Origin of the sequence: Hymenobacter sp. (assembly GCF_036388155.1) — a bacterium.
In the GTDB taxonomy this organism is placed as follows: Bacteria; Bacteroidota; Bacteroidia; order Cytophagales; family Hymenobacteraceae; genus Hymenobacter.
The window spans coordinates 45,077-69,726 of sequence record NZ_DASVSI010000121.1 but is presented as its reverse complement, the minus strand read 5'-3'; the positions used below and the strand labels follow the sequence as shown (position 1 = coordinate 69,726).

Below are 24,650 nucleotides of genomic sequence, written 5' to 3'. Positions count from 1 at the left end.
GCCTTGCATGAAAAAGCTTCTATTCTCTATGGGCCTGTTGTTGGCCGCGGGTTCCGCGTCAGCTCAGGACAACGTTATCAAGGTTAACATCTTGAGCCCAATCGTTAAAACCGGTTCGTTCTTCTTCGAACACAAGCTGAGCTCTTCGAGCAGCCTGGAACTTGGCGGCTTGTTCACGAGCTGGAACATTGGCGACACCGACATCACGGGTTTTGCCATCACGCCCGAGTATCGTTTTTACCTCTCGAGCAGCAAAGAGGCCATGGAAGGCTTCTACGTGGGCCCGTTTGTGCGCTACCAGAACCTGACGCTGAAAACCACTTACGATTCGTTTAATAACAACGGCAACCCCGTTAGCCAAACCGACGAAGCTTCGCTCAACACTTTTGGAGGCGGCGTAGTGGTGGGTCATCAGTGGATTTTCAAGCAGCGCTTCTCGCTGGATACTTTCCTCGGCCCATCGTACAACGGCGGCTCCATCACGGCCAAGTCCGGCAACGACACCGATACCTTCGACGCTGGTGCGTTCCAAGGCTTTGGCATCCGCACGGGCATCACGTTCGGCATTGCGTTCTAAGCGGTAACCTACCGCAGCCATTATTTATTTACAAACGCCCCGCTGGCCTCCGGTGGGGCGTTTGCATTGTGGGTGGTTGCCAAAAGGCGCGGCCGTCCTACGCTTTCCAGCGGCCGGTGGCGCGGGGGCGGCCGGTGGCAATTTCCTCGTCCGATTCGCCGGGGGCGTACTCTTCGAGCCGCACGCGCACGGCGTGGGCTTTGGGCTGCACTTTTTGGCCAAACGCGTCGGCAAACTCCTGGGTAAATTCGGCGCCGAAGAAGATGATGAGCGAGGAATAGTTGACCCACAGCAGCAACACGATGGCCGAGCCCGCCGCGCCAAACGCCGAGCCGGGGTCGGACTGGGCAATGTAGAAGGCGATGAGGTATTTGCCAATCACAAAAAGCAATGCTGTGATGAAGGCCCCAATGCCCACGTCGCGCCAACGGATGATGGCGTCGGGCAGAAACCGGTAGATGAGGGCAAACAGCAGCGTGGTGATGCCCAGCGACAAGGCAATGTCCACCAGCCGGATGACGATGACGCCCACTTCGGGAATCTGGCGCTGCAGCCAGCCCGTGAAAGCGCTGAGCACGGCGCTCACCACGAAGGAAATGAGCAGCAGCAGGGCCACGCTCAAAATCAACCCGAACGACAGGAAGCGCTGCTTGACGAAAGCGCCAATGCCAATGCCCGCGGTTTTTACCTTCAGGTTCCAGATGTCGTTGATGCTCTCCTGCAGCGTGACGAAAAACGTGGTGGCTGCAAAAATGAGCGTAGCCAACCCGATGGCCGTGGCAATGGGCCCGCGCTGCTGCACGGTGAACTTGGCGATGCTGTCTTGCAAGAACTTGGCCGAGTCGGGCCCGACCAAGCCCTTCAGTTGCCCGTACACCTGCCCCGTGACGGCCTCGCCGCCATAGGCCGCGCTGGCCACCGTGATGACGATGAGCAGCAGCGGCGGCAGCGAGAAAATGGTGTAGTACGACAGCGCCGCCGCGTGCCGAAACGAGTTGTTGTTGCTGAACTCTCCTGCTGAAGACTTCAGAACAGCCAGGACGTCGGAAAATTTGTAGTGAGCCATGCTGCGGAAAAGAAGCGGCGCTAAGCCAGTGCTTGCATGCTCTTAGTACGGCCAAAGCCGGACCGCGTTGGCTTGCTGGCCTGCAGTCGCCTGCATTGAGTGGGCCGCGTGGGAGCTGAAACCCGCAGATTGTCAATTGGCTGGATGCGGGACGCTTTTGCTTGGTGGCTCCAACTATAACCGGCCCAAGCCGTACTTTGCTGCTCGGGCCACACGCGGTGGCCTTGGCTCATTCTGATGTTATGACGCGTCCGTTTTCCTGGGTGCTGCGCGTGGGCGTAGCCGTTGTGTGCAGCGTGGGGCTCTTGGGCTGCCCCGCCCCTCAAGAATCTGCCAAAACCAAGGCGGCGCCCGATAACGGCTCCTATCCCACCGCAGCGGGCTTCGACAGCGTCGGCTCCGACGCAAAAGCCGTGGCCCTGGCCGACCGCGTGATGCGCGCAATGGGCGGCTACGAGGCCTTGAAAAACACCCGCTACTTTGCCTGGAGCTTCTTCGGGGGCCAGTACCAGATTTGGGACCAGAAAACGGGAGACTTTCACTGGGAAAAAGACACCCTGGTGGCCAACTACAACCTCAACAGCCAAAAAGGCCAAGTTTACAGCCGCGGCCAGGACGTGTCGGCGACAGCCGCCGGGCAGGCCGTGCTTGCCAAGCTTACCGGCATTTGGATAAACAATTCCTACTGGCTGCTCATGCCCTTCAAGCTCAAGGACTCGGGTGTGACCCTGACCTACCGGGGCCCGGGCAAAACCATGGCCGGCAAGCCCGCCGAGGTGCTGCAAATGACCTTCAAAAACGTGGGCGAAACGCCCCAAAACCGCTACGAAGTATTGGTTGACTCCGCCACCAGCCTCGTGGACGAGTGGGCGTATTTCCCCAATGCCACCGACCAACAGCCCGCCTTCCGTCGGCGCTGGAACGAGTACGCCCGCCACGGCCAATTGCTACTGGCCGCCGGCCGCGACGAGGCCACCAAGCCCGCCCGCCTCGACAACATTGCCGTGGCCCAAACCCTGCCTCCCGGCGTGATGACCAGCAAAGTACCCGTTACCAAGTTGGTGTCGGCCGCCGAGAAATAAACCTCAGGATTAGGCCCGCAGCGTCCAGCGCAGCGTTTCGACGGGCGCGGCTCGCAGGGCCGCCGCCAGCTCGGCGTCGTCGCGAAACTGCAGCTGCGTGAGCACGCTGGCCTCCACGCTCACCTCAATTTCAGGCGCGGCAAAGGGCCAGGGTGCCACCTGCACCGGGCCGCCGGGCTGCGGCTGGCGCACGGTGTAGCCCCGGTCGTCGGGCCCGCGATGGATTTCCACGGCGCGGCCCATTTCGGGCAGCTCGTCCCGGCAGAAAATGAGGGAGAGGCGGTCGCACCAGTGCAACAGGTCGTAGGCGGCTTGGGCTTCGGCTTTTTTCACCTTCAGGGCCCGGCGCCAGCGCAGCTGGCCGGCGTGCAGCTCGTCGAGGAAGGCGTCAATCTGCTTTTCCTGGCCCCGCAAGCCCTCGTACAAGCAACTGAGGTGCATGCTGGTGAGCAGGCTGCGCCACTGCCCCTGGAAGCGGGCAGCGGCCAATACGCCGGTAGCCTGCTCCAGCGAGAATTCTTTTTGGGTGAAGTTGGCGGGCGCGCCGGCGGGCGTGAGGCCGTAGTGGCCGCCGTGGCCGTGCCAGTCCTGCTGCTCGTCGTCGTGCTGCGCGGTGGCGGCCAGCAGGCCCACCCACAGGTCGGGCGGCAGCGTGGGCGGCCAGGCCCAGGCCAGCTGCGCGGCCAGCAAGGCATGTGCCTGCTGGTAAATAATTTGCCAGCCGGTGGGCGTGGAGTTGACTATCATGTGAGTAGAAAAAGGGCGTCGGCGTGGGACCGTGCCTTGCTTACGCAAGCTACTGAAGTGGAGTACGGCGAGCCGTTATAATTATCAAGCCTGCACCTGCCCTGGATGTCCTCTCCTAGCGCTGGTCGGGGTGCTTAAGGTAGTGCCTTTAGGGAATTGTAACGGCTGGTAAGCGAGTAGAAAATTACTGGTCGAAGGCCGAGAAGTAACGGCAATTGGCGAGTAAAACGTTGTAATCAACTTTACTCAACAAGTCGGCGCAATGGCCTTCGTCGTAGTGGGGCTTGCCGGGGGATGTAGCATTTTTCAGAAAGGCCGCTGGGTCCGCAATAGTCATGGGGTCGTCGGGTACGACGCAAACGCACTCGTACCGCGCGTTGAAAACCCTTATGTCGGCGGCAATCAATGCTTCCATCGCCTGCACATGAAGCAAATACACACCTTTGCCCTCCAAACCCGAGTTTATCTTTCGAAAAAACTCGTTACGCTTGAGCCGTTGCGCTCGGTCCGATGCCGGCGCGTCTAAGTCGCGGGTAACGACGACCAAATCCGGCTTTTTAAACCGGTAATTCATCCGAATGATGTGCTGAAACTTAGGATTATCCAGCTGACTGCCCGTAATCTCGGGGCTGATAACCGTGAACTTTACCCGCTCGCTGTAGCGTGGCCCCAACAGTGCTTCCACAGAAGCCGTGTCGTTGGGCGACTCCCCTAACAGCCCCACTAGGAAGCCTTTTTTCACTACTTTCTTCGCCATTAGCCTACTCTGCGTCGGTTTCCTCCAGAAACGAATAGCGCCAATAGTCGCTCAAGAAGCCTACTTCCCGCATGTATGTCCGCGTCTGCGCTTGCTTCGCCCGGCTCAGCTTGTGGAACTGCGTGCCTTTCTTCGGGTCGAGGGTGCATACGGTGATGCGGTCCAACTCTTTTTCGGTCAGCATGTCAAGCACCTGCGGCGAGTGCGTAGTCATGATAACTTGATGCTCCTTGGAAACTTCGCGGATGAGATTCAGTAGCTTGGTGAGTTGCTTAGGGTGGATGCCGAGTTCTGGCTCTTCGAGAAAGATAATTTTTTTCAACGAAGTAATCTCAACTTCTACATCTTCTGGGGTGATGTCTACCATAAAAGCAGACTCCGCTAAAATTTCTGACAGGATATAGAAAATACGTTTAGTTCCGTCAGACAATGCAGTGAAAGGTAGCCATTGGTCATTGACAAGAAATTCCAGCACCAATCCTTTTAACAAAATTTCTTCTTGAGCCTGATTAAAATATACTTGCCATGATTCAAACCGACGAATCGATTGAACGGCAGAATAAATGCTGAGCGCAGGGATAATTTGTGCTAGCTGCTTATCGAGTAGTCGTTCCACCAATATTTTTATTCTTTCGGCAGACGTGTCACTGGATAGTGTGCGTGTATGACTTCGGGGCAATAGTTCTTCTAGCCCGTACTCAATAGTCTGACGCAATGCTTCTACAAAGCGCGAAGTATGACCAATACTAGCCCCTGTCGCTACGTCCTTTAGTCTTAAAGCTCCGCGCCTGACGAACATCATTTCCGCATTGTCGCTAACAATAGGAAGGTGAATTATCGGAACCCCATGCCCTATCGATATCACTTCATAGCTTGGGTCATAGCCAACCAGGTTTTCAATTCCATCAACTAAGTAATCAGAACTAATCATCGACTCTTTACCAGAAACCTCAACTAAGAGCGAATCGGAAGCATTCATCAAAAAGGCAATTCCTTTTCGATACTTGCTTTCTTTTATCCTTTTTCTTGAAAACAACCTTTAAGTCTTCTTTAAAATAAAGGACCAATTCGCAATTTGCTCCCTCAATCGGAGTACTAAACGGGTTGACTAATTCACTTGTTAGGGACAAAAAGTTGGTTTTTCCAGCACCATTATCGCCAATAATAATATTGAGCCCTGGCTTGAAATCCACTTTAGCATCCCGAATTGAACGGTAATCCCGTGTCCGCACCTGCTTGAGATAAGGCGACGTTTCGACCTGTTGTTTAACTGATTTGGCCATAACACAAAGGCATTTTACAGCAACGAAGGTAACCCCCTGCTGCAGATGCCACCCAAGAAACCACCGGCCCCGCCCGCCGTATCCTGGCCATGCCCGAACCCGCTGCCGGAAGCACCACGCCCCTCACCATCGAGCTGCCCGACGGGCGGCGCCTGGGCCTGACCCGTTACGGCAACCCGGCGTACCGGGCGGTGGTGTTTCACCACGGGTTTGGCTCCTCCAGCCTGGAGCTGCCGAACGACGCGGTCCTGCTGGACCGACTGCAACTTCAGATTCTGGCGTTCGACCGACCCGGCGTGGGGCAGTCCAGCGTGTACCGACGCCTCACCTTTCCTTCGTTTGCCGACGACGTGGCGGCGGGGCTGGAGGTGCTGGGAATTCGAGAAGCGGTGGGCGTGATGGGCTGGTCGGTGGGCGGCGTGCACGCGCTGGCGCTGGCGGCGCGGCACCCGGCGCGGGTGGCGGCGGTGCAGCTGCTTAGCACCTGCCTGCCGCTGGGCGAGCCCGCCGCTTACCGGCAGCTTTCGCCCGTGTGGAAGGCCCTGCACTGGGGCCAGGTCGCTTTTCCGTGGCTCAACCGCACCACTTTTTTGTGGCTGAGCCGGCAGTGGGCCCGCCACCCCGACCGCACCCTCGACTGGTTCATTCGCCTGATGCGCGCCGCCGAGGCCGACGTGACGGGCCGGCCGGGCTTCCGGGAGCTGCTGCGCGATGCGGCCGTGCAGGGCTTTGCGCACCACGGCCGGGGCGTGTATGACGACGCGCAAGCGTGGTGCCGACGGCCCGGGTTTCGCATCGAGGACGTGCGGGCGCCGGTTCGCCTCTGGCACGGCACCGCCGATGGCGTGTGGGCGCCCGGCAACATTCCTTACTTGGCCAGCCGCATGGCCAGGGCGCAGGTGCGGCTGCTGCCGGGCGAAGGCCACATGCTTTACCTCGAAAATTGGACTTCCATTTTGGAAGAGATGCACGAGTTGCTCGTGCCAGCTGTGGCCGTGGCAAAATGAGCCACCGCACTCCCCGAAGCGGGGCATTGCAGGAATGGGGCTTTCTTGCGCCGCTATTGGCTGGTTTGGCCCCGCACGTATTACCCCCCGCCGAGTGGTCAATAGGCATTAAGTAGCAAGCATGACGAGCACAACGGGTTGACAACAAGTTTTTTGCAGCCCGTCTTGCGTCTTATTACTTACGACTTACTACCATAGAGGCACCCTTCCGCGGCAACCGCCGTTGAACATGGCAGGGCCGCATTCTTTTCTTCGTTACCCTCTACTGTGTGAATCAATACGTTCAGCAAATTCTTGACAACCCGTGGGCCTCGGCAGCCATCATGGGCAATTTGGTCATCATCGAAAGCCTGCTTTCCGTCGATAATGCGGCGGTGCTGGCCACCATGGTGGGCGACCTGCCCAAGGAGCAGCGCAAAAAAGCCCTGCAATACGGCATTTTTGGGGCCTACATTTTCCGCGGGCTGTGCATTTTGTTCGCCTCCTTTCTCATCAAATTCTGGTTTTTGAAACCACTGGGCGGGCTTTACCTGCTGTACCTGGCGTACAACCAATTCAAGGCCCGCCCGGCGCACGACGACGAGGCCATCGACAAAGAGAAAAGTTGGTTTTACCGCCACACCATCGGGCTGCTGGGCAAGTTCTGGGCCACGGTGGCGCTCATCGAGCTGATGGATTTGGCCTTTTCCATCGACAACGTGTTTGCCGTGGTGGCCTTCACCGACAATTTGATTCTGATTTGCGGCGGCGTGTTCATCGGCATTCTGGCCATGCGGCTGGTGGCCCAGGCCTTCGTGCTGCTCATGGGCAAGTACCCCTTTCTGGAAACGGCCGCGTTTGTGGTCATTGGCTTGCTGGGCCTCAAGCTGATGCTGTCGCTGGTGACGCACTTCCTACCCGGCCACCCCGTGAGCGAGGCGCTGGACAGCGAAGCCGCCGACGTGGGCCTCACCGTGCTCACGGTGGCGTGCTTCCTGGTGCCGTGGGCTACGTCGATGCTGTTCAACGTGCCTCAGCAACGGCAGCCCCGGCCGGAACCAGGGCCACGGCGCGAGGCGAGCGACTCAGTTTAAGCGACAGCTAGAAGTAAATAGAACGTCATGCCGAGCGGAGCCGAGGCATCTCGCTCGGGGCAGTGATTCTTTTCTTACGATTGAATTACTACCCCACGCGAGATGCCTCGGCTGCGCTCGGCATGACCGGTTTTATACCGTTTCCGAATTGCCTGCGGGATTTGTAGCGCTACGCCTCCGTCACCGTTTTGCCGGTGGTGGTGGCGGCGTTTTCGGTTTCCAGGCCGGCCACGTAGCGGTACTGGGCCGTGGCGTTGGAGGCGGTGAACTCGGCCAGCACAAAGCCACGCTTCGAAGCGTCGAGGTACTGCAAGTCGTCAATCAGCAGCGCGTTCGACTGCTCGAACCCGGCGATGGCGGCCGCGTTGCCGGCCAGCAAGGTCTCGAAGCCCGGCGACGACACCGACGGGCAGGCAAACTCGGCGCCCACGCGCTGGCCGGTGGCGGTGGTGAGGTCGTTGTGCCAGGCGTTGTGGGTGTCGCCGGCAATGGAAATGAGCTTTTTGCCCGCGCCGGCGGCGTACACCCGCTCGCGTTCGGCGGGGTAGCCGTCCCAGGCGTCGAGGTTGTAGGGCAGCACCGTGCTCACGCGGGCGCGCTCGGCGGCCGTCACGCTGGGGTCGTTTTGCAGGATGCGCAGCTTGATGGCGCTGAGTTGCGTGGCCACGGTGCTGTACTGGGCCAGCAGCGCCGGCGTGGGGTTGCTGGCCAGTTGGGCCACCACGGGCAGCAGCTCGGCCGGGAGGTACATCTTGCCCATGAGCACCTGCGAGCCCAACACCTGCCACTTGGCGCTGCTGCTGCCCAGGGCGCCCGTCAGCCAGGTGCGTTGGTCGGCGCCGAGCATCGAGCGGTTGGGGTTCGACCAGGCCGGTACGAAAGCGGCGGCGTTGAAGGAGCCGCCGGGCCCGGTGAAGTAGTCGGCCAAGTTCAGCTGCTTGTCACGGCCCACGATGCGCGTATCGAGCATGAGCAGGTTCACGAGGTTGCCGAACTCGAAGCGGCGGTAGATTTTGGTTTTGTCGGTGGTGCGGGCCGGCAGGTACTCGTGCCACACCTGAATAGAAACCTGCTTGCGCGCCTCCCAGGAACCCTCGGTGGCCTGGTGGTTTTCGGCCCCGCCGACGTAGGCATTGTTGGCCGACTCGTGGTCGTCCCACACGCAGATGAAGGGCTTGAGCTGGTGGGCGCGCTGGAGCTGCTTGTCGGACCGGTACTGGCGGTAGCGGGTGCGGTAGTCGCTCAGGCTCACGATTTCGGTGGCCGGCAGGTGGGCGCGGTTGAGGCCGGCAGTGGCGGGGTTGGTGCCGTAGCCGCCCGCGCCGTACTCGTAGATGTAGTCGCCGAGGTGCACCACGGCGTCGGCGTCGGAAGCAGCCACGGCGCCGTACACGTTGAACAGGCCGGACTGGAAGTTGGCGCACGACACCACGGCCAGCTTCACGCTGCTGGCCTGGGCGCCAGTGGGCAGGGTTTTGGTTTCGCCCACCACCGACTCGGCCTTGGTGCGCTCGGCGCGGAAGCGGTAGTAGTACTTGGTGTTGGCCGCGAGGCCGGGCACGTCCACCACGGCGGTGTAGTCGGTGGCTTCGGTGGCGGCCACGGTGCCGCTGGCCACAAGGGGGCTGAAGGCGCTGCTGGTGGCCACTTCCCAGCGCAGGTTCGCGTCGCCGGACTCGTTGTCGGCGTTGGTGTAGCGCGTCCACAGAATGACGTTGCTGGCCGAGGGGTCGAAGCTGGCCACGCCTTCGCGGAAGCCAAAATCACCGGTGTAGTTAATGTCCGGTTCGTCGTCATCGTCGCAACTCGTGAGAAAGGCGGGCAGCAGGGCTACCCCGCCGGAGAGCAGCGCCGTGTTACGAACGAATTTTCGGCGGGTTATTTTTTGGTCGTTGTCAGACATCGCACAGCAGCGTAAATGTGCGGCAAAGGTGAAACCGGCTTGTTGCCAGGGCATTAATCAAGCGTTACGAATTGGCTATGCGCAACTGGCGCGGGTTGGCCGCTATGCCGAGGCGTGAGTAGCTTGCTTTCACATCACCGCCGGGCCGCCGCATCAGCCGCTGCTTCGGGGGCATCATTCAGCCTTTTCCCCATGCATTCTGGCCACCACTACAGCCTCAAAGAAGTTTTATTCTGGACGCGCCGCGAAATCGCGGCGATACTGGTGCTCGGGCTGGTGCCCACGTTGCTTTACGTTGGGCTGGGCTGGCGCTGGCTTGCCATGCCCTGGGTGCCCATTGCACTGGTGGGCACGGCTTCGGCTTTCATCGTCGGCTTCAAAAACAACGCCACCTACGACCGCCTCTGGGAAGCCCGCCAAATCTGGGGCTCGGTGGTGAACGTCAGCCGGGCTTGGGGCGTGCTGGTGCGCGACATGGTGGACCCCGCCCCGCCCGACGGGTCCGGCTTTGCCGATGCCCGCCAGCAGCTGGTGCACCGGCACCTGGCGTGGCTCACGGCCCTGCGGTATCAGCTACGCGAGCCCCGCAGCTGGGAAACCACCACCCAGCCCGCCAACGTGGAATACAGCCGCCGCTTCCACGTGGCCGAGCGCGAAACCGCCCTGCCCGACGAACTGCAACGCTACCTCACCCCCGCCGATGCCGCCTACGTGCTCAGCAAAAAGAACCGGGCCACGCACCTGTTGGGCCTGCAGTCGCGCCAGCTCAAAGTACTGGTCGACGACGGCGCGCTCGAAATGTTTCGCTATTTTGAGCTGACGCGCTTGCTCACCGACCTGTACGAGCAGCAAGGAAAGTGCGAGCGACTCAAAAACTTTCCCTACCCGCGGCAGTTCGCCACCGTCAACTTGTTCGTGGCCCGCGTGTTTGTCTTCCTCGTGCCTTTCGGTCTATTGCAGGAATTCGACAAGCTCGGGGCGCATTTTGTGTGGCTCACCGTGCCGTTTAGCGCATTGGTTTCGTGGATTTTCCTGACCATGGAACGGGTGGGCGAGAGCACCGAAAACCCCTTCGAAGGCAGCGCCAACGACGTCCCCATCACGGCCCTGGCCCGCACCATCGAAATCGACCTGCGCGAGCTGCTCGATGAGATGGAAATACCCGCTGCCCTGCAGCCGGTGAACAACATTTTGATGTAGCGTGGCTTTGCTGAGGTCGACCGCGCTGCCCCGTTCACCTCACCCCTGCCCCCCTCTCCCGCGGAGAGGGGCACCGGTCTTGTGTAATCGACGATTACTATTTTAAGCAAAAAAGCTCGCTGTACAGCGAGCTTTTTTGCTTTAGCATCGGATAAAAACTGGTGCCCCTCTTTTTTTGAAAGGAGGTCAGGTTTCCAAGCCGCACCGTTCTCACTTCCGGCCCCTTACGCCGGCTGCAACTCTTTCAGGTGCACCAGCATGTCCTGGGTCATCTTGTCCAGGTCGAATTCGGGCGCCCAGCCCCAGTCCTGACGGGCCTTGGAGTCGTCGATGCTGGCGGGCCAGGAGTTGGCAATTTGCTGGCGGCCATCGGGCTTGTAGCTCACCTGGAAATCGGGGGCGTGCTTCTGGATGCTGGCCGTGATTTCGGCGGGCGAGAAGCTCATGGCGCCCAAGTTATAGCTGGTGCGCACTTTGATTTGCTCGGCCGGGGCGTGCATTAGGTCCAACGTCGCTTTTAGGGCGTCGGGCATGTACATCATCGGCAGGTAGGTGCCCTCTTCCAGGAAACACTCGTAGTTTTCGCCGGCCACGGCCTTGTGGTAAATGTCCACGGCGTAGTCGGTGGTGCCGCCACCAGGCAGGCTCTTGTAGCCGATGAGGCCGGGGTAGCGCAGGCTGCGCACGTCCAGCCCGTGCTTGCGGTGGTACCACTCGCACCACTGCTCGCCGGCCAGCTTGCTGATGCCGTACACCGTGTTGGGGTTCATGATGGTGACCTGCGGCGTGTGGTCGCGGGGCGTGTCGGGCCCGAACACGGCAATGGAGCTGGGCCAGTACACCTGGGCCACGCCGTGGGCCACGGCGGCTTCGAGCACAATCAGCAGGCCGTCCATGTTCAGCTGCCAGCCGAACAGCGGGTTCTTCTCGGCGGTGGCCGAAAGCAGCGCCGCGAGGTGGTAAATCTGCTTGGGCCGGTACTGGCGGATGAGCTTGTCGAGGCGGGTGCGGTCGAGCACGTCGAGCAGCTCGAAGGGGCCACCGGCCAGCATTTCGGGGTTTTTCGGGGGCCGCACGTCGGCGGCCACCACGCAGTGGGGGGCGTAGCGCTGGCGCAGGGCGGCGACTAATTCGAGACCTAATTGGCCGCACGCGCCGATGACGAGCACGGAGCCGGGTAGAACAGAGGGGGTTTCGGGGTCGCCGGAAGTGGGAGCCATGCGGAAAGTCTGGGTTGAGTGAGCGGGTGGGAATGGATGAGGGCGCAAAGATACCGGGACCGTGGCGTACGCTGGCGGTGCCGCCCGGCAACTTCCCCACTACGCCGTGGAGCTTAAAACGGCGGCCGGAGCGGCGGTATCTTTGCCGCATGTCTACCCGCCTCATTTTGCTGCGCTGCGCGTTGGGCGCCCTGCTTGGTTTTTGCACCATTGCGGCCCAGGCCCAGCAGCCCGCCCCGCGCTACCGCAACCTGGTGATGGAGGGCGGCGGCATCCGCGGCATTGCCTACGGCGGCGCCTTGCAGGAGCTGGAGCAGCAGGGCGTGCTGGGCGGCATCGAGCGGGTGGGCGGCACCTCGGCTGGCGCCATTCAGGCGGCGCTGCTGGCGGTGGGCTACTCGGCGCAGGAAATCATCGACGTGGTGAACGCCACGCCCATACAGCGCCTCAACGACGGCCGCTTCATCTTCTTCGGCGGCAGCCACCGCTTGGTGAAGCAGTACGGCTGGTACCGGGGCGACGAGTTTGCCACCTACCTCAGCGAGCTGGTGGCCCGCAAAACCCAGCAGCCCAACCTCACCCTGGGCGAGCTGCACGCGCTGGCGCAAAAGGAACCAACCCGCTTCCGCGACCTCTACACCACCGGCACCAACCTCAGCACCCAGCGCGTGCAGGTGTTCAGCTACGAAACCACGCCCGCCATGCGCGTGGCCGATGCCGTGCGCATCAGCATGAGCATTCCGCTGTACTTCAGGGCGGTGCTGCTCGATGCGCAAAACCACGTCATCACCGGCACGCCGGCACCCGGCCAGCCCGTGCAGGTGCTCGTTGATGGCGGCCTGCTGGCTAATTACCCCATCGATTTGTTCGACAAGCCCCGCTACCTGCCCGCTGGCACTCCCGCGGTGCCCGATGCCCAAGGCAACGTCTTCAACCCCGAAACCCTGGGCCTGCGCCTCGACCGCGCCGAGCAGATTCCGATGGACACGGCCACCACCGGCCGGCGGCAACTAGCGCCCTACACCATCACGGATTTCAATACTTACGTGGGCGCCCTCTACACCGTGGCGCTGGAAAACCTCAACCCCGTGCAGCCGCTGGATTGGAAGCGCACCGTGAGCATCAATTTCTTGGGGTTCAGCCCCAAAATCAAACGGGTAACGGACGCCGAGAAAAAGGCGCTGATGGACAGCGGACGCGAGGGCGTGCAAGCCTTTATGGCGCGCACCTCTGCCAAGACCAAAGCTGACAAATGAGCCTCTGCTACTTTTTCGCTGTTCAATAGCAACCATAATACCCGTGGCATCCTCCGGTGACTTCTTCCTGATTGAATTGCCACACACTGTCCACACCATTCATTATAAAGAGGCCAAAAAATCTTTCTCGGCCGTTATCGGTCGTGTACTTGGTCATCACGCCATCCTCAAATTCCAGCGTCACTTTTTTGAAGCCGACTGGCAGCAGCAACGGTATAGGTACTATTGCCCACACTTCGATTCCTCGCCACGCCAGCTCGTCGCTTCTGTAAACCCACAGTTCACGTCCTTCTTTTGCCTCTTTGCGTTTGGGACTTCCCCACAGGAAAGCAACCGTCGAATCGGTAACGGCTCCAGGACCGTTACCAGCATCTCCAATTTCGTCCCCGATGTCATTACTGATTGCCACTTGTTTCGTACCCGCCACGATGCTGAGCCCCACACATCCAACCTGAAACAACAGAAGCCCTACGCTGAAAAGACTGATAGCAAACGACTTTCTCATGTAAGGAAACAATTTTGAATGAATTGGTAGCTTCTCAATTACGCCTGTCAAAGTAAACTACCGTTAGAAGAGCAGACATTTGTAGTGTTGTTTCCGCCACGGTCAGAGTCTATTCCGACCGCCTGTGTCACTGCACCGCTTTCATTACCAAATAGAAAGTCCGTGAACAGGGGATTTATCAATCACGCTACTCGTCTCAAACAACCCACCGCATGTACGCCACCCTCCAGCCCGACCTCACCCAACAGCTTCAGGAAATCAAGGACGCCGGCCTTTTCAAAAAGGAGCGCATCATCACCTCGCCCCAAGGCGCCGAAATTGAAACCGACGAAGCCGGCGAGGTGCTGAATTTCTGCGCCAACAACTATTTGGGCCTAAGCTCGCACCCCGAGGTAATTGAGGCCGCCAAAGCGGCCATCGACTCGCACGGCTACGGCATGTCGTCGGTGCGGTTCATCTGCGGCACGCAGGACATTCACAAGCAACTGGAGCAGAAGCTGGCCGAGTTTCTGGGCACCGAAGACACCATCCTGTACGCCGCCGCTTTCGACGCCAACGGCGGCGTGTTTGAGCCGCTGTTCAACGAGCAGGACGCCATCATTTCCGATGCCCTGAACCACGCCAGCATCATCGACGGCGTGCGCCTGTGCAAGGCCCAGCGCTACCGCTACGCCCACAACGACATGACCGACCTGGAAAAGCAACTGCAGGACGCCCAGGCCAAGGGCTCGCGCCACCGCATCATCGTCACGGACGGTTCGTTCAGCATGGACGGCACCATTGCGCAACTCGACAAAATCTGCGACCTCGCCGACAAGTACCAGGCCCTGGTGATGGTGGACGAGTGCCACAGCAGCGGCTTCCTGGGCAAAACCGGACGCGGTACCCACGAACTGCGCGGCGTGATGGGCCGCATCGACATCATCACCGGCACGCTGGGCAAGGCCCTGGGCGGCGCCATGGGCGGCTTCACCTCGGGCCGCAAGGAAATCATCGACATGCTGCGCCAGCGCAGCCGGCCGTATTTGTTTTCCAACACGCTGGCGCCCACCATCGTGGGCGCCTCACTGCGCGTGCTGGAACTGCTCACCGAAAGCACCAAGCTGCGCGACCATCTCGAGGAAAACACCAAATATTTCCGCGAGAAAATGACCGAAGCCGGCTTCGACATTCGCCCCGGCCAGCACCCCATCGTGCCCGTCATGCTCTACGACGCCAAGCTGGCCCAGGAATTCGCGGCCAAAATGCTCGACAAGGGCATTTACGTGGTGGGCTTTTATTACCCTGTGGTGCCGCAGGGCCAGGCCCGCATTCGGGTGCAGCTCAGCGCCGGCCACACCCGCGCGCATTTGGACAAGGCTATTGCGGCGTTCGTCGAAGTAGGCAAGGAGCTGGGGACACTGAAGGAGCCGGGCGCGGCGCAGTCGGCCGCCGGGCAGGTAGTGACCAACACGCCGTGAAGTGACATCAGATGTCCACTAGGTAAAAAAAGCGCCGCCGTTTCCTTGGAAGTGGCGGCGCTTTTTTAGTGGCAAGCAGAAGGTTACTGCGCATTTGCCACCACCGTGCCCTGCAGGCTGAGCACTTGCGGGCCGGCGCCATCGGCGTTGGTGGTCACGGTTACGGTTTTGTTGAATGCGCCCGGGTTGGCCGCGTTGAAGGTGGCGGTGATGACCGAGGACTTGCCGGGCAAAATCGGTTCTTTCGACCACGCGGGCACGGTGCAGCCGCAGGAGCCGTGCACGTCGGCGAGCAGCACCGGGGCCTTGCTCTTGTTGGTGAAGGTGAAGGAGGCCGTAACGGGTACGCCCTGCTTGATTTCACCGAACTGATGGGTGGTTTTTTCCCACTTGATGGCGGCCGGCGCCGTGGAGAAACTGCCGGATGCGGGCGCTGAAGTATTCATGGCCAGCGCTTGTTGGGCCGAAGCGGCAGTGCTGGTCAGCAGCAGAGCAGCGAGGAGCGAGAGGACGGATTTCATGGGCTTGTAGGATTGAGTTGATGTGAAAGATGAATTGCTGAAACAAGGGTTTTCATCTGGCCAGATGGATTGGGTGACGGGCCGTGGCATGGGCGGACCGGCAACGAAACAAAAGTAGACGAGCCCTCTGGCGGGGCTTGTTAACGAAAACCCAACAGTTGTTAATGAGATGTTAATGGTCGGGAAGTTTGAGGGCAGGGGCTCCCAACCGCTGTACTTTCGGACCATGAAGTCCTTACCGATTCGCCTGGTGGTGCTGCTCGGGGTGCTGTCGGTGGTCGGCATCATCGCGGTGCAGGTGTACTGGGTGCGCCGGGCTTTCGACAACGAGGAGCGGCAGCTCGACCAGACGCTGTACATCGCCCTGAAAAACGTGGCCACCAGCCTGGCTGCCTACCGCCGCGTGGACTTGCCCAGCCAAAGCCCCGTGAGCCAGCTGTCGTCGAACTACTACGTGGTAAACGTCAACAGTGAGATTGACGCCAACTTGCTCGACTACTACCTGCGCCAGGAGTTCGGGCGCCTCAACCTGCGCCTCGACTACGAATACGCCATCTACGACTGCGCCACCGACCACATGGTATACGGCAACTACGTGAGCGCCACCGATGCCGCCCCGGCGCCGGCCGCTGTGCCCACTCGGCTGCCCAAATACAGCCAGTACACCTACTATTTCGGCCTGCACCTGCCGCAGCGCGCGCCCTACTTCATGAGCCGCCTCAACGGCTGGGTCCTGACTTCGGGGCTGCTGCTCGTGGTGGTGGTGTTTTTTGGGTACGCGCTGTTCGTCATCCTGCGCCAAAAGCGGCTGTCGGAGGTGCAGCGTGATTTCATCAACGCCATGTCGCACGAGTTCAAGACGCCCATTGCCACCATTGCCATCTCGGCCGAGGTGCTCTCCGCGCCCGACATTGCCAGCCAGCCGCAGCGCCTGCTGAACTACGCCAGCATCATCCGGGAAGAAAACCGCCGCCTCAGCCAGCAAGTCGACAAGGTGCTGCAAATGGCCAAGAGCGAGCGCAGCGAATTCCGCCTGCACCGCGAGCCCGTGAATCTAGCGACGCTGCTGGCCGACGTCATCCGGCAGTTCGACATCAGCGGCAAGCACCCGCAGGGGCGGGTTGAGTTGTTCGTTGATAGTTGTCAGTTGTCAGTTTGTTCTGATGACGCGCACGCCAGCACAACCCTGACAACTGACAACGAACAACTAGCAACTAAATACCAAGTCTGGGCCGACCCCGTGCACCTGGCCAACGTGCTGTTCAACCTGCTCGACAATGCCGTGAAATATGCTGCCGGGCCGCCCGTGGTGCGGGTGGCGTTGGCAGCTGAGGGCCCGCGCCTGCGCCTCACGCTGGCCGACGAGGGCATCGGCATTGCCCCGGCGCACCAGCCGCGGGTGTTCGACAAGTTTTTTCGGGTGCCGGCGGCCAACGACCTGCGGCCGGCCCAGGGCTTCGGGCTGGGCTTGTACTACGTGCGCAACGTGGTGCTGGCCCACGGCTGGCGCATCCTGCTGCGCAGCCAGCCCGGCCAGGGCAGCACGTTCACCCTTTTTTTCCCGCCCGTTCCCGCTCATGCTGCCGCCCGCGCCTAAGGCCCCCGCCCGCATTCTCTACGCCGAAGACGACCCCAACCTGGGCTTCGTGACGCGCGACAACCTGGAGCGACGTGGTTACCTCCTCACCCACTGCCCCGACGGCACTGCGGCGCTGGCGGCCTTCCGCCGCGAGGTGTTCGACCTCTGCCTACTCGACGTGATGCTGCCCGGCCTCGACGGCTTTGCCTTGGCCCGCTGCATTCGAGAGCTCAACCCGCAAGTGCCCATCCTCTTTCTCAGCGCCCGCGCCCTGGGCGAAGACCGCATCGCGGGCCTGCGCACCGGCGCCGACGACTACATCACCAAGCCCTTCAGCCTCGAAGAGCTGGTGCTGCGCATGGAAGTGTTTTTGAAGCGCGCCGCCGGGGCCGTCCCGCCGGCCCCGGCGGCGCTGGGCACCGCCCTCGGCAGCTTCGCCTTCGACCCCCACAACCTCACTTTACACCACACCGCCGGTACCGCCCGCCTCACCCAGAAGGAAGCGCAGCTGCTGGCTTTCTTCGCCCAGCGCGCTGGCCAGCTCCTCAAGCGGGAAGACATCCTGCGCCAGCTCTGGGGCGACGACGACTACTTCATGGGCCGCAGCCTCGACGTGTTCATCTCGCGCCTGCGCAAGCACCTGCGCCACGACGCCCGGGTGCAGCTGCGCAGCGTGAACCGCGTGGGCTTTGTGCTGGAAGTGAGCGAGCAGTCTGCCGCTTAGCGTGCGCGCAAAGCCAGGCTCGCAAACATTAAAAAAAGGCCGCTGCCCATTCGAGCAGCGGCCTTTATCAAATTTGGAGTCATTGCACCAAAACGAGCAGTAGCGCGACCCAAAACTGCCCTAAGCAGTCCGGAAGCCGGTGGCCTGACGAATGCTGCGCTCGTTGCCGCTGGCGGGGTCGGCGTAAGAATGGTCGCCTACTTCCACCGACAGGCGTTTGCCGATGAGCTGTTTGGTGTCGAGGGCTTTGCCTTCTTCGGGCTTGATGCCGGCCGCCGAATACAGCTGCAGAATGATGGGGTGGCCAGCTTCGGAATTGTAGAAGCGCTGGGTAACAAACCCGTCCTCGTTTTCCATGCGCGCGGCGAAAAACGGCACTTGCTGGTGCTCGCTAATGCCTTCTTCAATGTCGGTGATTTCCACGGTGTGGCGGCCGTCGGGCAGGAAACCTTTGTCCTGGCCTTTTGCTACTTCGATTTTCATAACACTAAATTATTTAGGCAAGTCAAACTAAATTTCTTAGGTCATAACGGCCATTTCACGCCAGGGTTGCGCGCCGCACAGCCCTCGCGCGGCTAGCTTTTGGCCTCGGGAGCCGGGCCGCTGCTGGCCAGTGGCGCCAGGCTAAGCAGCCGGTAGAGCAACGGCAGCACGCCGGTAAGGGCCGTGAGGTAGGTTTGGGCCTCGCTCCAGGCGCTGCGCTGCGTCACGAAAATGAACACGCCCACGGCCGCCAGCAGCAGAAAGAGCGGCAGACGCACACTGGCCCAGGTGCCGCCCTGGCTGGTTTCCTGCTCGATGCGCAAGGCCTGCTGGCGGGTGAGCGACGACAAAATGTAGTTGCGGAAGCTCTCGTTGACGAACAGCAGCTTGTGCTGGCGGCGCGCAAACACGAGCAGGCCTTTGTGCAGCAGGTTTTCAATGGCTAGCGCGTTGCGCGAATTGACCAAGCCATCCTGGGCCAGGTCGTACAGCAGGTAGTGCTCGGTGGGCGAGAGCGAGTTCCACAGACTCCGAAACTGAAACTGTGCCCGGCGCTGCAGCAGCAGAATAACGTCTTCCTTGCCCAGGGGCAGGCCGGCGTGGTAGCCTTGCACCAGCCATTCCCCAAGCTCGGGGAGCAAAGGCCTAAGAAAGGGCAAGGCATTACACTCAGTGCAAACGAAAGAATACAGTTCGCGGTAGCGGTCTACAACGGGGCCGCTGGGGGGCACTGGCTGGGGAGCAGCGGCCTGCAGCAGGGCCGGGAAGGTATTGGTGGGCTGGGCTGGTGCTTTCGGAATGGTTTCGTACACAATCTGAAAATCGGCCAGCAATTCCAGCAACTGGTCGCCTGCCGCCCAAATCTTGCCGTGCTCCTTGGCAACCTCTTCTGTGGGGCACGAGCCGCGCGGGTGCCCGCAGTCGCCAAAGGCCATGGGGTGCCGCCGCGAAACCACCACCAGTTCCTTGGCGCCGTGGTCGGTGAGCAGTTGCCGCAGCAGCGCCACTTTGGCAAGGGTCAGGCCGGCATCATCAACCTGAAAATCAAAATTCTCCAGCACCACCCCCGTAACACCGGGACTGTCCGCCGACTTCATGAACTCGTCCAGTGGTGAGCCTGAGGAGGCAGTAGTAGCGGGGAGGAACTGGCGGCAATCGAAATGCCGAAGGCCAGAATTACGGCCTGCCGTCATGCTGGTGCCCGCCTCGGGGTTGAGCAAATACCGATGCTTCGCCCGCGTGGGTAGCACCGTCGCCACTGACAAGCCGTGGCGCGTCAGGGCGTACACTTTGAGAATGTCGAGGTTGTAAATACGGCGGTGCAATCCGCGCAGCAGCCAGTAAAGGGCCGTGAGCAGCAGGCCCAGGCTCAGCATCTGCCCCAGCCAGGGCCGCACGTCGCGCCAACGCGGCCGCCAGTAATCTCCGCTTAAATAATTCCGCAGCGCGTCGCTGGGAAAATACCAGTGCTTTCCCAAGTGCTGGTCGCCGACTTCCGACTGCATGACTTGGCTTGAATAAGCGTTCGGGTTGCGGCTCCGCAACTGGTTGGGGCCGAAAAAGGGGGCCCGGGTTTCCTGCCAGCTGGCGCCGCGGGCCAAGGCATAATGCCCCGCCTGGGCAGTGGTGTCGAAGGCCGGGTGCAGGCCCGTAACCAAGCTGCGGAAGTAGTATTCGGCGGACGCGACCGGGCCCGACAACTTCTTCGCCGCGTCTTTGTCAGCAAAACCGGTATCGAAGAAGAAGCTCGTGTAAGGCGGAGCGTTGACTTGTGCGCCCAGCGCTTGGAATAAGCGCAAGTGGGCGTGGCGGAGTTGGAGCTCCCGCTCGGCCTGGTAGGCCAAATGGTAGCAGTACAAGGCCGGCACTAGGCTGAGCATCACTACCCACGCCAGCCAAGCTTTGGCATACGCGTGCTGGTCTACGTTGGAGTAGGCTGGCGCCGACGAGCTTTGGGTGGCCCTGGCCCGGTGCCACCGCCGGTACAGGTATAGAAAGGCCGCCAAACTCAGCTGAAACCCAATCAGGCATACGCATTCCTCCCATCCCACAAGGTTGGTGCCGGGCGCCAGCCACGGCAGGCTCGCCAGGTTTACCAGGGCAATGGCCGCCACCGTTTGGTTGCGCACGCGCACCCAAGCTCCGTTGTCGCGGTCCTGGGGCCAACGGCGCAGCAACCGGTAGGTAAAGCCAAACAAATACAAGGGCAGCAAGAGCACCAAGAACAATTGCGTGAGCGGCGCCGCCCACGACGCGGCCACGAAGAGCAGCAGGATACCGCCCCCCACCCCGCCCACAATCAGGCGGTAGCTGCCCCTGGCGCGCGGGCCCGTGCGCGGCCACAGATGCGAGAAACTGTCGCGAATGGCCAGCAGTGTGCGGCGCCGCGGCCGCAGCACCAGCAGCGCCCCCGTAAACAGCAGCCCCAGAGCCGCCAGGCCGCCCCACAGCGTGGCCGCCAGCGACAAGGTTTGCACCTGGCGGGCGCGCACGCCGTGAAGGTCGGCCAGGGTCACCAAGTACACCGGCCAGTTGCCCACGGGCCGAATGTGCAGCTGCACTTGCCGGCCCTGGTATTGCACCTGCTCCGAAGCCGTGGTGCGGGCCAGCATGGCCGCTTGCAGCACGTAGGAGGGCTCGCAGTCCTGCAGCAGGTTTTCGCTCAAACTCAGGTTGGGGTCGGAGTGAAACAGGACCTCGCCCGACTGGTCCATCAGGCAGAAGCTGTAGCCGGGGGGCAGCACCGGCTGAGCCAGGCTGCGCAGCTCGGTGCTGTAGAGGCACACTTTTGGCTGTATCGTTCGGCCATTGGCCGCAGCAATGGGCCTCATCGTGCTGCGCCGCACCAGCACGGCGGTTTTGTCGCTGGTGCGGCCGTAGTTCACCACCGAAGCCAGCAGAAAAGCGTCTTCGGGCGCGGTGCTGGGCCAGAACTGCTCCTTCATTGCCTGCTGGAAGTAGATGCGCTCCCTCAGGTTGGGCACGAAGCCAGCCTGCCCGCCATCGGCGCTGAGCACAGCTTCGCCCGTGTCGTCCACCCACAGCATCCGGTCGACTTTGGCTTGCCATGCCGCCGTATCACCAATTTCTCTTGGAAACAAGTGCCCCAACGGAGTATGCGCCGAGCTTAGCGAAGTAAAGTGCGTTTGAAGCCGTTGGCGTGCTGCCGCCAGGGATGGTGTTGCGGGCGGGTTGCCTGCCAGCCACCAGTTCCACGGCGGTGCCAGCAGTGGAGGAAATAAGCCTTGGCCTCGGAAGGGCCAGCCGACCGGTGGCCGCCGGCTCCATTGGGCTATGGGCGACTTCATGGCATAAGCCGACGAACCAGCGGCTTTGGGCACGGCTAGGCTGGCCCAGTGGTCCGCCTGCCGCAGGCGAACGTTAAGTTCCTTCACCTCCGGTTCCAACTTGCCAATCACGGCATTCGATAGCGCCGTGAGCTGCCGGTCCAGCAGGGGCGGCTCAAAAAAATACCGGGCGTTGAGCGAGGAAGAAATGAGCATAAGCATGCCCGTACCCAGCACCAGGGCCACGCTGCAGAGCAGTACGTCGGAGTGGCTGAGGCGCTCCTGGGCGCTCATCAGCAGAATTTTGAGCACAGGCAAGGCGAGCACGCTGAGCACGATGAGGGCCAGGGCCACTTCCAACACCGAGCCGGGCAGGGCTTGCCGCTCAGCGTTGAAACGGGCCGTGGGCACGGCCCCGCACAGCAGCCACGTCACGTCGTCGTGCACCCGCAGGGGCTCCACAAACAGCTGGTACGACTGCCCGGCTATCATCAGCTGGGTTTGGCGGGTGCCTTGGATGCCGGTGGTGTCGCGCAGCCACCGTGGCAAGCCACCTTTCAGACCGGCTTGCAGGTTGACGGTGGCCGGGGTCGGGAACGAGCTGTAGTATACCCGGTCGAACTCTCCACCGGGCGTGCTTTTTCCCAAAATCATGAATTGCCCGAACACGTCGCGGCGCAGTGCTCCGCTCACCAAGTCGGTCAGGCCAGCAGTGCTTAGCACGTAAGCGCGCTTGGCAAAGCCCCCGCTGGGGGCTTCGGGCAGTTGGCAGGGCTGCGCAAACTGCAGCTGCTGTCGGTTGGGCAGCCAGCTGATGGCGGCCGGGGGCTTCGTTGGTTTCCTGGGATTGCCTTTTTTGCTAACGCGCATGCTGTCCTGAAACTTCAGGTAGCTGAACGCAGGCTTGTGGTCTTTCAAGCCTGCAATTGACGCCGCTTTGTTCTGAAAATACGCCGTGTCCCGCCCGCTTCGGGTACTCTGGCCGGCCAAGTCCTGGCGCAGCTTGTATTCTACTTCGCGCTGAATGGCCTCGTTGCGTTTGGCAAATGCATCGGTGCGCTGCTTGAGGTTCTCGCCGATGCGCGCCACCACCCGAAAATAGCGCAGCCGCAGCGAGGCCTCTTGCTGTGGCAAATACACCATCACGTAAGCAGCCACGCCCAGCGCAAACACCAGGCTCAAGCCAATGCCCACAGCGTGACGGCGAAACGATTCGGGAAGCGAAGCCATGAAACGGTAGCGGAGAAACTCGGAATGGTTCGGCTGGCGTACTGGGGCGGGGACACTAAGGATTCCTACTAAAAAGGACCGTCATGCAGAGCGCAGCGACGCATCTCGCCTGCCGCCACTACTTAGTTGAAGCACGCGAGATGCTTCGCTGCGCTCTGCATGACGTTCTGTTGGTTTGCTGTCCACATGCCCTAATGCGCCAGGCTGGGCTCAGGCTTTCCGTCCATGGCTTCGGAGGCTTTCACCACCTGCACCTTGGCTTGGCGCAGCTTCTTGTAGGCGGGCCAGTCGAAGGTTTTGAGAAACTCGGCCGCTCCGCGCGCGCCGGTGGCAAACAAGTCCAGCTTCTGCTGCGTGGGCATGTTGAAATCGAGCCAGTTGAACTGGTCCACGTTCAGGCAATGCACCAGGTGGCGGTAGTCGGAATTGCGCTGGATGAAGTCGAAATCGTACTGCGTGCGGGCCGCGTCGAACATGGCCCCGAGCAAGGCCGGCAGCGAGCCAGTGGCGCGGGGCGCCCCGCGGTCGATGCCCAGCTTCACGCCGAACGTGGGCGCGGCCGGCACCTTGGTGTTGTCGTGAAACAGGTCGATGGGGAAGTTCGACATGATGCCGCCGTCCATGAACGTAGCCGTTTCGGGGATGGCGCCGGTGTAACCGAGTTCTTCCCACGCCTGGCGCTGAGCCTGGGCGTCGGCCTGGCCATGGCCGGGCAGGGGCCCGCGCTGGTAAGGCGTAAAAAACAAGGGTATCGACATGGACGCCCGCACCAGCTCGGAGGGGTGCACCTGGGCCCAATCGTCCCAATACAAGTGCGCCATTTCCGGGAACACGGCCTTGGTTTGGGTCGTGATGTCGGCCGCCACAATGGCCACCCGTCCCAGGTCGGTGGGCGTGTACGGCTCGTCGGTGGGGGTGTTATTCGCGTCGTGCGTGCGGCGCAGGCCGCCCGGCGGCACTTGCTCGCGCCGGGCCGTCATCTCGGCAATGGTGCCGATGTTTCTATCGGTCAGTAGCTTGCTTATCCAGTCTTTGAACTTCTGGCCGGGGTGCAGGCCAAAATCGTCGCGCAGGTTGTCCACGATTTGCAGGCCGTCGTTGATGAGGTCCGCTTTGGCCACGTTCTTCTTTACCCAACCCCAAAAACCGTGGTGTTCCTCCTTTGGCCGCAACAAGTCGTTGGTAAAGTCTTTGGCATCCTTGTCCCCGTCCACGAACTCGTAGAAATTCTGGTTGGCCAGCTGCTCGATAATCCAGTCGGTGCTGGCCTCGTCGCGGCGGGCGGCCACGGCCATCAGCAGCGCGTTGATGGACCCCGCCGAGGTGCCGCCCAGCCCCAAAAACCGGATGCCCACCTGTTCGAGCACGTACACGTAGCCCACCAGGGCAATGCCCAGCATGCCCCCGCCCTCCATCACCAGGTCCACGTATTGCAGCGGGTAGTGCTGACCGTCGGCTTCGACATCGGGCCCGCCGCCTACGTCCGAAATGCGCCAGCCGGGCCGGCTGGCAATGTGGGCGCGGAGGCTGGCTAAGGCTTGCACCACTTCCGGGTGCTGGGTAAATTGGTCAGGAGACAACGTTGGGTTCATGGCGCGATGCGAAAAGAGTGAGAGAACACAGCAAAAGCCCCGCCTTGGGCAAGGCGCGGAACACACGGCACGCTAAACTATTCCTACCCCCGAATGCA

At 61.3% G+C, this 24,650-nt stretch carries 21 protein-coding genes; 9 read left to right on the top strand and 12 right to left on the bottom strand.

Annotated features, from left to right (window positions below; genetic code table 11):
* Positions 1–7 precede the first annotated feature (7 nt).
* Positions 8–577: a DUF3575 domain-containing protein gene (locus VF629_RS16595; RefSeq protein WP_331059608.1), complete on the top strand. Its 570-nt coding sequence runs from the start codon at positions 8–10 to the stop codon at positions 575–577.
* A 97-nt stretch (positions 578–674) separates the two neighbouring features.
* Here VF629_RS16595 and VF629_RS16590 read toward each other — a convergent pair whose 3' ends face one another.
* Entirely contained in the window at positions 675–1,643 is a 969-nt protein-coding gene (locus VF629_RS16590; protein ID WP_331059607.1) for a YihY/virulence factor BrkB family protein, read from the bottom strand.
* Positions 1,644–1,885: 242 nt separating this feature from the next.
* On the opposite strand from VF629_RS16590, the gene VF629_RS16585 reads away from it, so the two are divergent.
* On the top strand, positions 1,886–2,725 hold the full coding sequence (locus VF629_RS16585) for a hypothetical protein (protein ID WP_331059606.1): 840 nt from the start codon (positions 1,886–1,888) through the stop codon (positions 2,723–2,725).
* A 9-nt stretch (positions 2,726–2,734) separates the two neighbouring features.
* Here VF629_RS16585 and VF629_RS16580 read toward each other — a convergent pair whose 3' ends face one another.
* From VF629_RS16580 to VF629_RS16565, 4 genes are all read right to left on the bottom strand, one after another.
* Positions 2,735–3,472 carry a DUF3891 family protein gene (locus tag VF629_RS16580; protein WP_331059605.1) on the bottom strand — a complete coding sequence of 246 codons (738 nt, stop codon included), beginning with the start codon at positions 3,470–3,472 and terminating at the stop codon, positions 2,735–2,737.
* A 184-nt stretch (positions 3,473–3,656) separates the two neighbouring features.
* Positions 3,657–4,214 carry a hypothetical protein gene (locus VF629_RS16575; protein WP_331059604.1) on the bottom strand — a complete coding sequence of 186 codons (558 nt, stop codon included), beginning with the start codon at positions 4,212–4,214 and terminating at the stop codon, positions 3,657–3,659.
* 19 nt (positions 4,215–4,233) lie between these two features.
* Positions 4,234–5,208 carry an AAA family ATPase gene (locus tag VF629_RS16570; protein WP_331059603.1) on the bottom strand — a complete coding sequence of 325 codons (975 nt, stop codon included), beginning with the start codon at positions 5,206–5,208 and terminating at the stop codon, positions 4,234–4,236.
* Complete coding sequence (locus VF629_RS16565; RefSeq protein WP_331059602.1) at positions 5,180–5,512, bottom strand: AAA family ATPase; 333 nt, start codon at positions 5,510–5,512, stop codon at positions 5,180–5,182. The genes VF629_RS16570 and VF629_RS16565 overlap by 29 nt, the downstream gene beginning before the upstream one ends.
* Positions 5,513–5,601: 89 nt before the next feature.
* Between VF629_RS16565 and VF629_RS16560 the strand changes: the two genes are divergently transcribed.
* Entirely contained in the window at positions 5,602–6,519 is a 918-nt protein-coding gene (locus VF629_RS16560; RefSeq protein WP_331059601.1) for an alpha/beta hydrolase, read from the top strand.
* Positions 6,520–6,788: 269 nt separating this feature from the next.
* Positions 6,789–7,592 carry a TerC family protein gene (locus tag VF629_RS16555; RefSeq protein ID WP_331059600.1) on the top strand — a complete coding sequence of 268 codons (804 nt, stop codon included), beginning with the start codon at positions 6,789–6,791 and terminating at the stop codon, positions 7,590–7,592.
* 169 nt (positions 7,593–7,761) lie between these two features.
* On the opposite strand, the gene VF629_RS16550 is transcribed toward VF629_RS16555, so the two are convergent.
* A complete protein-coding gene (locus VF629_RS16550; RefSeq protein ID WP_331059599.1) occupies positions 7,762–9,495 on the bottom strand; it encodes an alkaline phosphatase D family protein in 1,734 nt (577 codons plus the stop codon).
* A gap of 192 nt (positions 9,496–9,687) precedes the next feature.
* Between VF629_RS16550 and VF629_RS16545 the strand changes: the two genes are divergently transcribed.
* On the top strand, positions 9,688–10,695 hold the full coding sequence (locus VF629_RS16545) for a bestrophin family protein (protein WP_331059598.1): 1,008 nt from the start codon (positions 9,688–9,690) through the stop codon (positions 10,693–10,695).
* Positions 10,696–10,919: 224 nt separating this feature from the next.
* On the opposite strand, the gene VF629_RS16540 is transcribed toward VF629_RS16545, so the two are convergent.
* Positions 10,920–11,915 carry an NAD-dependent epimerase/dehydratase family protein gene (locus VF629_RS16540; RefSeq protein WP_331059597.1) on the bottom strand — a complete coding sequence of 332 codons (996 nt, stop codon included), beginning with the start codon at positions 11,913–11,915 and terminating at the stop codon, positions 10,920–10,922.
* A gap of 149 nt (positions 11,916–12,064) precedes the next feature.
* Between VF629_RS16540 and VF629_RS16535 the strand changes: the two genes are divergently transcribed.
* Positions 12,065–13,171, top strand: a complete 1,107-nt coding sequence (locus VF629_RS16535; protein WP_331059596.1) for a patatin-like phospholipase family protein — start codon at positions 12,065–12,067, stop codon at positions 13,169–13,171.
* Positions 13,172–13,193: 22 nt separating this feature from the next.
* On the opposite strand, the gene VF629_RS16530 is transcribed toward VF629_RS16535, so the two are convergent.
* Positions 13,194–13,676: a hypothetical protein gene (locus tag VF629_RS16530; RefSeq protein ID WP_331059595.1), complete on the bottom strand. Its 483-nt coding sequence runs from the start codon at positions 13,674–13,676 to the stop codon at positions 13,194–13,196.
* Between the two features lie 212 nt (positions 13,677–13,888).
* On the opposite strand from VF629_RS16530, the gene kbl reads away from it, so the two are divergent.
* Entirely contained in the window at positions 13,889–15,136 is a 1,248-nt protein-coding gene (kbl, locus tag VF629_RS16525; RefSeq protein ID WP_331059594.1) for a glycine C-acetyltransferase, read from the top strand.
* Positions 15,137–15,219: 83 nt separating this feature from the next.
* Here kbl and VF629_RS16520 read toward each other — a convergent pair whose 3' ends face one another.
* The gene (locus tag VF629_RS16520) at positions 15,220–15,657 is read right to left on the bottom strand and encodes a DUF1573 domain-containing protein (protein ID WP_331059593.1); all 438 of its coding nucleotides are present in this window, start codon (positions 15,655–15,657) and stop codon (positions 15,220–15,222) included.
* A gap of 226 nt (positions 15,658–15,883) precedes the next feature.
* On the opposite strand from VF629_RS16520, the gene VF629_RS16515 reads away from it, so the two are divergent.
* A complete protein-coding gene (locus VF629_RS16515) occupies positions 15,884–17,254 on the top strand; it encodes a HAMP domain-containing sensor histidine kinase (RefSeq protein WP_331059592.1) in 1,371 nt (456 codons plus the stop codon).
* Positions 17,235–17,960, top strand: coding sequence for a response regulator transcription factor (locus tag VF629_RS16510; RefSeq protein WP_331059591.1), 726 nt, complete (start codon positions 17,235–17,237; stop codon positions 17,958–17,960). Before VF629_RS16515 ends, VF629_RS16510 begins: the two co-directional genes overlap by 20 nt.
* A gap of 120 nt (positions 17,961–18,080) precedes the next feature.
* Here the strand turns inward: VF629_RS16510 and VF629_RS16505 are convergent, their stop codons facing one another.
* From VF629_RS16505 to VF629_RS16495, 3 genes are all read right to left on the bottom strand, one after another.
* On the bottom strand, positions 18,081–18,443 hold the full coding sequence (locus VF629_RS16505) for a hypothetical protein (RefSeq protein WP_331059590.1): 363 nt from the start codon (positions 18,441–18,443) through the stop codon (positions 18,081–18,083).
* 92 nt (positions 18,444–18,535) lie between these two features.
* A complete protein-coding gene (locus VF629_RS16500) occupies positions 18,536–22,960 on the bottom strand; it encodes a cache domain-containing protein (protein ID WP_331059589.1) in 4,425 nt (1,474 codons plus the stop codon).
* 191 nt (positions 22,961–23,151) lie between these two features.
* Positions 23,152–24,552 carry a patatin-like phospholipase family protein gene (locus VF629_RS16495; protein WP_331059588.1) on the bottom strand — a complete coding sequence of 467 codons (1,401 nt, stop codon included), beginning with the start codon at positions 24,550–24,552 and terminating at the stop codon, positions 23,152–23,154.
* Positions 24,553–24,650: the final 98 nt, after the last annotated feature.

What these genes read in the sequence shown, in the direction of transcription:
- VF629_RS16585 (WP_331059606.1), top strand. Translation starts at nt 1,886, where the DNA reads ATGACGCGTCCGTTTTCCTGGGTGCTGCGCGTGGGCGTAGCCGTTGTG.
- VF629_RS16570 (WP_331059603.1), bottom strand. Translation starts at nt 5,208, where the DNA reads ATGAATGCTTCCGATTCGCTCTTAGTTGAGGTTTCTGGTAAAGAGTCG.
- VF629_RS16530 (WP_331059595.1), bottom strand. Translation starts at nt 13,676, where the DNA reads ATGAGAAAGTCGTTTGCTATCAGTCTTTTCAGCGTAGGGCTTCTGTTG.
- VF629_RS16590 (WP_331059607.1), bottom strand. Translation starts at nt 1,643, where the DNA reads ATGGCTCACTACAAATTTTCCGACGTCCTGGCTGTTCTGAAGTCTTCA.
- VF629_RS16510 (WP_331059591.1), top strand. Translation starts at nt 17,235, where the DNA reads ATGCTGCCGCCCGCGCCTAAGGCCCCCGCCCGCATTCTCTACGCCGAA.
- VF629_RS16505 (WP_331059590.1), bottom strand. Translation starts at nt 18,443, where the DNA reads ATGAAAATCGAAGTAGCAAAAGGCCAGGACAAAGGTTTCCTGCCCGAC.
- VF629_RS16495 (WP_331059588.1), bottom strand. Translation starts at nt 24,552, where the DNA reads ATGAACCCAACGTTGTCTCCTGACCAATTTACCCAGCACCCGGAAGTG.
- VF629_RS16580 (WP_331059605.1), bottom strand. Translation starts at nt 3,472, where the DNA reads ATGATAGTCAACTCCACGCCCACCGGCTGGCAAATTATTTACCAGCAG.
- VF629_RS16540 (WP_331059597.1), bottom strand. Translation starts at nt 11,915, where the DNA reads ATGGCTCCCACTTCCGGCGACCCCGAAACCCCCTCTGTTCTACCCGGC.
- VF629_RS16565 (WP_331059602.1), bottom strand. Translation starts at nt 5,512, where the DNA reads ATGGCCAAATCAGTTAAACAACAGGTCGAAACGTCGCCTTATCTCAAG.
- VF629_RS16520 (WP_331059593.1), bottom strand. Translation starts at nt 15,657, where the DNA reads ATGAAATCCGTCCTCTCGCTCCTCGCTGCTCTGCTGCTGACCAGCACT.
- VF629_RS16535 (WP_331059596.1), top strand. Translation starts at nt 12,065, where the DNA reads ATGTCTACCCGCCTCATTTTGCTGCGCTGCGCGTTGGGCGCCCTGCTT.
- kbl (WP_331059594.1), top strand. Translation starts at nt 13,889, where the DNA reads ATGTACGCCACCCTCCAGCCCGACCTCACCCAACAGCTTCAGGAAATC.
- VF629_RS16550 (WP_331059599.1), bottom strand. Translation starts at nt 9,495, where the DNA reads ATGTCTGACAACGACCAAAAAATAACCCGCCGAAAATTCGTTCGTAAC.
- VF629_RS16515 (WP_331059592.1), top strand. Translation starts at nt 15,884, where the DNA reads ATGAAGTCCTTACCGATTCGCCTGGTGGTGCTGCTCGGGGTGCTGTCG.
- VF629_RS16595 (WP_331059608.1), top strand. Translation starts at nt 8, where the DNA reads ATGAAAAAGCTTCTATTCTCTATGGGCCTGTTGTTGGCCGCGGGTTCC.
- VF629_RS16545 (WP_331059598.1), top strand. Translation starts at nt 9,688, where the DNA reads ATGCATTCTGGCCACCACTACAGCCTCAAAGAAGTTTTATTCTGGACG.
- VF629_RS16560 (WP_331059601.1), top strand. Translation starts at nt 5,602, where the DNA reads ATGCCCGAACCCGCTGCCGGAAGCACCACGCCCCTCACCATCGAGCTG.
- VF629_RS16500 (WP_331059589.1), bottom strand. Translation starts at nt 22,960, where the DNA reads ATGGCTTCGCTTCCCGAATCGTTTCGCCGTCACGCTGTGGGCATTGGC.